The 8,637-nt window shown below is 72.6% G+C and carries 7 protein-coding genes; all 7 read left to right on the top strand.

Annotation, left to right across the window (positions count from 1 at the left end; genetic code table 11):
- On the top strand, positions 1-471 hold a 471-nt coding region (locus tag GT030_RS27650; RefSeq protein WP_237522854.1), incomplete at its 5' end, for a Gfo/Idh/MocA family oxidoreductase.
- Between the two features lie 20 nt (positions 472-491).
- Positions 492-1,490, top strand: a complete 999-nt coding sequence (locus tag GT030_RS27655) for a sugar phosphate isomerase/epimerase family protein (RefSeq protein WP_161203417.1) — start codon at positions 492-494, stop codon at positions 1,488-1,490.
- Between the two features lie 119 nt (positions 1,491-1,609).
- A complete protein-coding gene (locus GT030_RS27660) occupies positions 1,610-4,087 on the top strand; it encodes a PQQ-dependent sugar dehydrogenase (protein ID WP_161203418.1) in 2,478 nt (825 codons plus the stop codon).
- A gap of 14 nt (positions 4,088-4,101) precedes the next feature.
- Positions 4,102-5,430, top strand: a complete 1,329-nt coding sequence (locus tag GT030_RS27665; protein ID WP_161203419.1) for a ThuA domain-containing protein — start codon at positions 4,102-4,104, stop codon at positions 5,428-5,430.
- Positions 5,431-5,509: 79 nt separating this feature from the next.
- Positions 5,510-6,628, top strand: coding sequence for an inositol-3-phosphate synthase (locus tag GT030_RS27670; protein ID WP_161203420.1), 1,119 nt, complete (start codon positions 5,510-5,512; stop codon positions 6,626-6,628).
- Positions 6,625-7,548: an SCO3242 family prenyltransferase gene (locus GT030_RS27675; RefSeq protein ID WP_161203421.1), complete on the top strand. Its 924-nt coding sequence runs from the start codon at positions 6,625-6,627 to the stop codon at positions 7,546-7,548. The genes GT030_RS27670 and GT030_RS27675 overlap by 4 nt, the downstream gene beginning before the upstream one ends.
- Positions 7,545-8,525, top strand: a complete 981-nt coding sequence (locus tag GT030_RS27680) for a sugar phosphate isomerase/epimerase family protein (RefSeq protein ID WP_161203422.1) — start codon at positions 7,545-7,547, stop codon at positions 8,523-8,525. Before GT030_RS27675 ends, GT030_RS27680 begins: the two co-directional genes overlap by 4 nt.
- The last annotated feature ends 112 nt before the right edge of the window (positions 8,526-8,637 follow it).

An 8,637-nucleotide genomic window follows, 5' to 3' on the forward strand; every position in this document is an offset into this window, starting at 1 on the left:
CGGCCCCTCCCGGAGGGCGGCTCGGGGCCGGTCACGGTGGACGACGCCGCCGTGTTCACGGGCCGGTTCGTGTCCGGCGCGCTGGCCTCCTTCGAGGCGACGCGGTACGCCACCGGCCGCAAGAACGCCCTGCGGATCGAGCTGAACGGAGAACGAGGCTCCCTCGCCTTCGACTTGGAGCGGCTCAACGAGCTGTCCTTCCACGACGGCACCGAACCCGGCGCGCACGCGGGGTTCCGCCGCATCCTCGTGACCGAGCCCGACCATCCCTATCTGGACGCCTGGTGGCCGCCGGGCCACGGCCTCGGCTACGAGCACACCTTCGTCCACCAGGCCCGCGACCTCGTACACGCCATCGCCGAGGGCCGCAGGCCGGTTCCCTCGTTCGCCGATGGCCTGGAGGTCCAGCGGGTGCTCGCCGCCGTGGAGGAGAGCGCCGCGAAGAACTCCGTCTACACCCCGATCGTCTGAACTCCCGGGAGGGCTGCCCGATGCCGCGTACGTTCACCCTGTTCACCGGTCAGTGGGCCGACCTGCCGTTGGAGGAGGTCTGCCGCCTCGCCCGCGACTTCGGCTACGACGGACTCGAACTCGCCTGCTGGGGCGACCATTTCGAGGTCGACAAGGCGCTCGCGGACCCGTCCTATCTCGCCTCGCGCCATCAGCTCCTCGACAAGTACGGCCTGAAGTGCTGGGCCATCTCCAACCATCTGGTCGGCCAGGCCGTCTGCGACGCCATCATCGACGAACGCCACCAGGCGATCCTGCCTCCCCGGATCTGGGGCGACGGCGACGCCGAGGGCGTACGGCAGCGGGCGGCGGCCGAGATCGCGGACACCGCCCGGGCGGCCGCCGCCTTCGGTGTGGACACCGTCGTCGGCTTCACCGGCTCCGCCATCTGGCACCTCGTCGCCATGTTCCCGCCCGCCCCCGAGACGATGGTCGAGCGGGGCTACCAGGACTTCGCCGAGCGCTGGAACCCGATCCTGGACGTCTTCGACGCCGAGGGCGTGCGGTTCGCGCACGAGGTCCACCCCAGCGAGATCGCCTACGACTACTGGACGACCCGACGGGCCCTGGAGGCGGTCGGACACCGGCCCGCCTTCGGACTCAACTTCGACCCCTCCCACTTCGTGTGGCAGGACCTGGACCCGGTCGGCTTCCTGTGGGACTTCCGGGACCGGATCTACCACGTGGACTGCAAGGAGGCCCGCAAGCGCCTGGACGGCCGCAACGGCCGGCTCGGCTCCCACCTCCCGTGGGGCGACCCGCGCCGGGGCTGGGACTTCGTCTCGGCCGGACACGGCGACGTCCCCTGGGAGGACGTGTTCCGGATGCTGGCCTCCATCGGCTACCAGGGTCCCGTCTCCGTCGAGTGGGAGGACGCCGGCATGGACCGGCTCCAGGGCGCCCCCGAAGCCCTGGCCCGCCTCAAGGCGTACGACTTCGACCCGCCGTCGGCCTCCTTCGACGCGGCCTTCGGCCACTGACGCTCCCCACGGTTCCTGACTGACGCTCCCCACTGGTCCCTGACTCTCCCCACCGGGATGACGGCGCATCCCGGCGCACCCCCACCCGCCCGTACAACCCGCTTCTTCTGGAGGCATCCGTGCACGGGAACGACCGCCCCACCGGTACTCCAAGCCGCCGGCCACGCCTGCGCACCGCTCTCGCCCTCGCCTGCGGTGCGCTCCTCATCGGCGCCACCCCCGCCCTCACCGCCCCCGGCGCTGCCGCCGCCGACCGGAACGGTGCCGCCGCCGAGGACTTCCAGCAGGTCACCCTCGCCCGCGGCGAGGCGGAGGTCGGCGAGCCCATGAGCCTCGCCGTCCTGCCCGACCGCTCCGTCCTGCACACCTCCCGCGACGGCGAACTCCGCCTCACCGACGCCACCGGCACGACCCGCACCGCGGGCAAGCTCGCCGTCTACTCCCATGACGAGGAGGGCCTCCAAGGCGTCGGCGTCGACCCGCACTTCACCGACAACCGGTTCGTCTACCTCTACTACGCGCCCCCGATGGACACCCCGCCCGGCGACGCCCCCGAGACCGGCACCGCCGCCGACTTCGCCCCCTTCGACGGCGTCAACCGGCTCTCCCGCTTCGTACTGAAGACCGACGGCACCCTGGACGCCGCCAGCGAGAAGAAGATCCTGGAGGTGCCGACCTCGCGCGGCATCTGCTGCCACGTCGGCGGCGACATCGACTTCGACAAGGACGGCAACCTCTACCTGTCGACCGGCGACGACTCCAACCCCTTCCAGTCCGACGGCTTCACCCCCATCGACGAACGCGCCGACCGCAACCCGGCCTTCGATGCCCAGCGCACCGCTGGCAACACCAACGACCTGCGCGGCAAGATCCTTCGCATCAAGGTGCAGGACGACGGCTCCTACACCATCCCCGACGGCAACCTCTTCGCCCCCGGCACCGCGAAGACCCGCCCCGAGATCTACGCCATGGGCTTCCGCAACCCGTTCCGCTTCAGCGTCGACAAGGAGAGCGGCGTCCTCTACGTCGGCGACTACGGCCCCGACGCCGGCGCCGCCGACCCCGCCCGAGGCCCCGGCGGCCAGGTCGAGTTCGCCCGCGTCACCGGCCCCGGCAACTTCGGCTGGCCCTACTGCACCGGCAAGAACGACGCCTACGTCGACTACGACTTCGCCACCAAGGCTTCCGGCGCGGCCTTCGACTGCAGCGCCCCCAAGAACGACTCCCCGCACAACACCGGCCTCACCGACCTGCCCCCGGCCCAGGCGGCCTGGCTGCCCTACGACGGCGCGTCCGTGCCGGAGTTCGGCGACGGCTCCGAGTCCCCGATGGGCGGCCCCGTCTACCACTACGACCCCGCCCTCGACTCGCCCGTGAAGTTCCCCGAGGCGTACGACGGCGACTTCTTCGCCGGTGAGTTCGGCCGCCGCTGGATCAAGCGCATCGAGACCGGCGCGGACGGCGCCGTGCAGTCGATCAACGCCTTCCCCTGGACCGGCACCCAGGTGATGGACATGGCCTTCGGCCCCGACGGCGCGCTGTACGTCCTGGACTACGGCACGGCCTGGTTCGGCGGCGACGACAACTCCGCCCTGTACCGCATCGAGAACGCCACCGACGGACACTCGCCCGTGGCCAGGGCCGCCGCCGACAAGACCTCCGGGCAGGCCGCGCTGAAGGTCCGCTTCTCCTCGGCCGGCACCACCGACCAGGACGGCGACACCCTCACCCACCACTGGGACTTCGGCGACGGCACCAGCTCCACCACCGCCAACCCCACGCACACCTACCGGCAGAACGGCACCTACACCGCCACCCTGACCGCCAAGGACCCCTCAGGCCGCACCGGCAGCGCCGCCGTACGCGTCGTCGTCGGCAACACCGCGCCCACCGTGACCCTCCGACTCCCGCAGGACGGTCAGCTGTTCAGCTTCGGGGACGCGGTCCCCTTCACGGTCGGGGTCACCGACCCCGAGGACGGTCAGAACATCGACTGCTCCAAGGTCACCGTCCACTTCATCCTCGGCCACGACACCCACGGCCACCCGCTGACCTCCGCCAAGGGCTGCTCCGGCACCATCCAGACCAGCGCCGACGGCGGACACGACGAGAACGAGGACATCTTCGGCGTGTTCGACGCCGAGTACACCGACAACGGAGGGGGCGGCCAGGCCGCGCTCACCTCCCACGACCAGAACGTCACCCAGCCCCGCCACCGTCAGGCCGAGCACTACACCGACTCCTCCGGCGTCACCCTCCAGCCCAAGGACACCGCCCACGGCGGCAAGACCGTCGGCGACATCCACTCCGGCGACTGGATCTCCTTCACCCCCTACGCGCTGGGCAACGCCAAGAAGATCACCGCACGCGTCTCCTCCGGCGGCGCCGGCGGCACCCTGGAGATCCGGGCCGGATCGGCCAAGGGCACCCTGCTCGGCAAGGCCACCGTGCCGGTGACCGGCGGCTGGGAGACCTTCCAGGACGTCAGCGCCGGCCTGTCCCGCGCGCCGAAGGCCACGACCACACTCTTCCTCGTCTTCAAGGGCGGCACCGGGGCCCTCTTCGACGTGGACGACTTCACCTTCACCACCGGCTGAGCGGAGGGCACCCCATGCGCACCACACGCCTGCTCACCACCACCGCCCTGGGAGCCGCACTGCTGCTCGGCTGCGTCACCGGCCCGGCCGCCGCGAAGCCCACCGAGACCGGACGGGTCCTGGTCTTCTCCAAGACCGCGGGCTTCCGCCACGACTCCATCCCAGACGGCATCGCGGCCGTACAGCAGCTCGGCGCGACGGACGGTCTCACGGTCGACGCCACCGAGGACGCCACCGCCTTCACCACCCGCAACCTGCGCCGCTACGACGCCGTCGTCTTCCTCTCCACCACCGGCGACGTCCTCAACCCCGCCCAGCAGCGCGCCTTCGAGGGCTACATCCGCCAGGGCGGCGGCTACGTCGGCGTCCACGCGGCCGCCGACACCGAGTACGACTGGCCGTTCTACGGCGGCCTCGCCGGAGCCTGGTTCGACTCGCACCCGGCGATCCAGCCCGCCACGGTCGTGGTCGAGGACCACGCCCACCCCTCGACCGCCGCCCTGCCCGCCCGGTGGGAACGCACCGACGAGTGGTACAACTACCGCTCCAATCCGCGCGAACGGGCCCACGTCCTGGCCTCGCTGGACGAGTCCTCCTACAGCGGCGGCACCATGAACGGCGACCACCCGATCGCCTGGTGCCAGAGCTACCAGGGCGGCCGCGCCTTCTACACCGGAGGCGGTCACACCCGCGATTCCTACGCCGACCCCGCCTTCCGCGCCCACCTGCTGGGCGGCCTCCGCTGGGCCACCGGCGCCGCCCAGGCCGACTGCCGCCCGGAGAACGGCTACCGCCGCCTCTTCGACGGCACCTCGCTGGAGGGCTGGCGGCAGGCGGGACTGGGCTCCTTCACGCTGTCCGCCGACGGCACGCTCACCTCGTCCGGCGGCATGGGCCTGCTCTGGTACGCCGCCTCGGGCTTCTCGTCGTACTCCCTGAAGCTCGACTGGAAGATCACCGGGGACGGCAACTCGGGCGTGTTCGTCGGTTTCCCGCCCTCCGACGACCCCTGGTCCGCCGTGGACAACGGCTACGAGGTCCAGATCGACGCCACCGACGTCCCGGAGAAGACCACCGGCTCGGTGTACGGCTTCCAGTCCGCCGACCTGGCGGCACGGGACCGCGCGCTGAACCCGCCGGGGGAGTGGAACACCTATGAGATCCGCGTCGAGGGTGAGCGTCTGCGGATCTGGCTCAACGGTGTCCCGGTGAACGACTTCACCAACACCGACCCCGCCCGCAGCCTGCGGGACGGCCACATCGGCATCCAGAACCACGGTGCCGGCGACCAGGTGTCGTTCCGCGACGTCCGGATCAAGGAACTGCCGGCGCGGGGGCGCTGAAGCGACGGCGGGCGGGGCACGCCGTAGCCCCGCCCGCCGTCTCCCGTCCGTGCTCAGTACGCCTACAAGGAGGCCGACCATGTCTACGTCCCGTCCCGCCGGCGTGTGGCTCATCGGCGCCCGAGGCTCGGTGGCGACCACCGTGGTCGCGGGCTGCGCCGCGATGTCGGCCGGCCTGCATCCACCCTTCGGCGTGCTCACGGAGACACCCCTCTTCGCCGACTGCGGACTGCCGGAACTGTCCTCCCTCGTCTTCGGCGGCCACGACACGCTGGACTGCCCGCTGCCGAAACGAGCCGAGGAACTCGCCGCGGGCGGCGTCCTCCCACACGGCCTCCCCTCCGCGGTGGCCGCCGAACTCACCGCCGCCGACTCCGAGATCGTCCCCGGTGGCCCGCTCCGCCACGACGACCGCGACGAGGAAGAGCTGATCGAGGCGTTCGCGGCCGACATCCGCGACTTCACCGCACGGCGGGCCCCTGCCGGAACGGTCGTCGTCAACGTGGCCTCCACCGAGCCTGCCCCCGAGGGGGACACCCTCCCGCCCAGCTCGCTCTACGCGGCCGCCGCCCTCCGCGCCGGCTGTCCCTACGTCAACTTCACTCCCTCCACCGGCCTCCGCCACCCGTCCCTCGCCGCCCCCCTGGCACGGAGCCGCCTGCCGTACGCCGGCCGGGACGGCAAGACCGGCCAGACCCTGCTGCGCTCGGTACTCGGCCCGATGTTCACCCAACGCGCCCTCGCCGTCCGGGCCTGGTCCGGTACCAACCTGCTCGGCGGCGGCGACGGCGCGGCCCTGGCCGACCCGGCAGCGGCCGCCGCCAAGAGCGCGGGCAAGGAACGCGTCCTCGCCGACACCCTCGGCACCCCGGTCCAGGGCCAGGTCCACATCGACGACGTCCCCGCCCTCGGGGACTGGAAGACCGCCTGGGACCACATCGCCTTCGACGGCTTCCTCGGCACCCGCATGGTCCTCCAGACCATCTGGCAGGGCTGCGACTCGGCCCTCGCGGCACCGCTGGTGCTCGACCTGGCCCGGCTGATGCTCCGGGCACGGGAGGCGGGGGTCTCGGGTGCGGTGGGTGAGCTGGGGTTCTACTTCAAGGACCCGGTGGGGGAGGGGGCTGCGGGGCTGGCGGAGCAGTACGCGGCACTGGGCGACCTCGCGGCTCGGCTGCGGGTGGGGGAGGCGCGATGACGGGGGAGGGGCGCGGGGGTGTCTCCGCGTGGGCCGAACTCCTGCGCCTGCCAGCTCTGTTCACCGTCCCCGGGGACGTCCTGGCGGGAGCGGCCACGGTTCCTGGCCGCCCTGGCCCTCACACCCTGTGGGCCATCGCCTCCTCCCTCTGCCTCTACGAGGCGGGCATGGCCCTCAACGACTGGGCCGACCGCGCCGAGGACGCCGCCGAACGCCCCCACCGCCCCGTGCCCTCGGGCCGCATCCGCCCCACCGCCGCCCTCACCGCGGCCGGCGCCCTGACTGCCACCGGCCTTGCCCTCGCTGCCCGGGCCGGCCGCCCGGCACTCACCGTAGCCGCCCCACTCGCCGCGACGGTATGGGCCTACGACCTGGGCCTCAAACGCACCCCGGCAGGCCCCGCCGCCATGGCGACGGCCCGCGCCCTGGACCTCCTGCTCGGCGCCGCCACCGTCTCCGGCCGCGTCCGCCCCGCACTCTCCTCCGCCGCCCTCCTCGGCACCCACACTCTGGCCGTGACCACGGTCTCCCGCCACGAGACCCAGGGCGGCTCTCCGCTCACCGCCCTGACGGCACTGGCCGCTACAGGCGCCCTGGTACTTGGCTTGGGCCGCAGGTCCAGCGGCGTTCAAGTTCCATTAGATGCACGGCAGTTGAGCGCCTACGGACATGAAGTGGCTCACCCTCTGCGCGCAGCCCTCGCCGTTGCCTACGCCGCGACTGCCGGCCGCCCATACCTCCACGCCGCCCTCAATCCCTCACCCCCGCTCACCCAGAAGGCCGTCGGCGGCGGTATCCGAGCCACCATCCCGCTCCAGGCCGCGCTCTCCGCCCGCGCCGGCGCGCCGGTCGGCGCGCTGATCACCGCAGCTCTGGCGCCCCTGGCCGCCCGGTTCGCCAAGAAGGTGAGCGTGACATGACGCCCGCGCCCGAGACAGCCGAGCAGCCCGGCCCCGCACGCCTCCGCTTCGGCTACGGCACCAACGGCCTGGCCGACCTCCGCCTGGACGACGCCCTCGCCCTCCTCGCCGACCTCGGCTACGACGGCGTCGGCCTCACCCTCGACCACATGCACCTGGACCCCCTGGCCCCGGACCTCGCGGCACGCACCCGCCAGGTCGGCCGCCGTCTGGCCGCACTCGGCCTGGAGGTCACCGTGGAAACCGGCGCCCGCTACGTCCTCGACCCCCGCCGCAAACACGGCCCCTCCCTCCTCGACCCCGACCCCGCCGACCGGTCCCGCCGCGCCGACCTGCTGCTCCGAGCCGTACGGGTGGCCGCCGACCTGGGCGCCCACGCGGTGCACTGCTTCAGCGGCACCTTGCCCCCCGGCACTGATGAGGCAACGGCCTGGAACCGACTGGCCGAGGCACTGGCCCCCGTCCTTGAAGCCGCGACCGCAGCCGACATCCCCCTGGCCGTCGAGCCCGAACCCGGCCACCTCCTCGCCACCCTCGCCGACTTCCACCACCTGCGCCACGCCCTCGGCGACCCCACCCACCTCGGCCTCACCCTCGACCTGGGCCACTGCCAGTGCCTCGAGCCCCTCCCACCCGCCGACTGCGTCCGCGCCGCCGCCCCCTGGCTGCGCCACGTCCAGATCGAGGACATGCGGCGCGGCCACCACGAACACCTGCCCTTCGGAGACGGCGAGATCGACTTCCCCGCAGTCCTGTCGGCCCTGGCCGCCACCGGCTACAGCGCCCTCACCGTGGTCGAACTACCCCGCCACTCCCACGCGGGCCCCCACTACGCCGAAACCTCCCTGCCCTTCCTCAGGACAGCCGCCGCCCGCCCGGATCCCTCCGCGCCCGTGAGCGGCCAGGTGTCTTCCGCCCCGACTTCGGCGTTCCTCGACGGCGTCCCGTCGGCTCCATCCGGCCCTCCGTTCCCGTAGCAGCCGCACGATCAAGCAGCCCCCGCCGACACCCCGACCCCCTCCACCGAGCCCTCCGCCCCCACGGAAGGGACCACCCATGACCCACTCCGCCCCCAGTACGGCGACCCCC

This window comes from Streptomyces sp. SID1328, from assembly GCF_009865595.1.
Lineage (GTDB): Bacteria > Actinomycetota > Actinomycetes > Streptomycetales > Streptomycetaceae > Streptomyces > Streptomyces griseoluteus.

Excerpts from the sequence above, each read along its gene's own strand:
- GT030_RS27655 (WP_161203417.1), top strand. The coding sequence starts at position 492 with ATGCCGCGTACGTTCACCCTGTTCACCGGTCAGTGGGCCGACCTGCCG.
- GT030_RS27665 (WP_161203419.1), top strand. The coding sequence starts at position 4,102 with ATGCGCACCACACGCCTGCTCACCACCACCGCCCTGGGAGCCGCACTG.
- GT030_RS27670 (WP_161203420.1), top strand. The coding sequence starts at position 5,510 with ATGTCTACGTCCCGTCCCGCCGGCGTGTGGCTCATCGGCGCCCGAGGC.
- GT030_RS27675 (WP_161203421.1), top strand. The coding sequence starts at position 6,625 with ATGACGGGGGAGGGGCGCGGGGGTGTCTCCGCGTGGGCCGAACTCCTG.
- GT030_RS27680 (WP_161203422.1), top strand. The coding sequence starts at position 7,545 with ATGACGCCCGCGCCCGAGACAGCCGAGCAGCCCGGCCCCGCACGCCTC.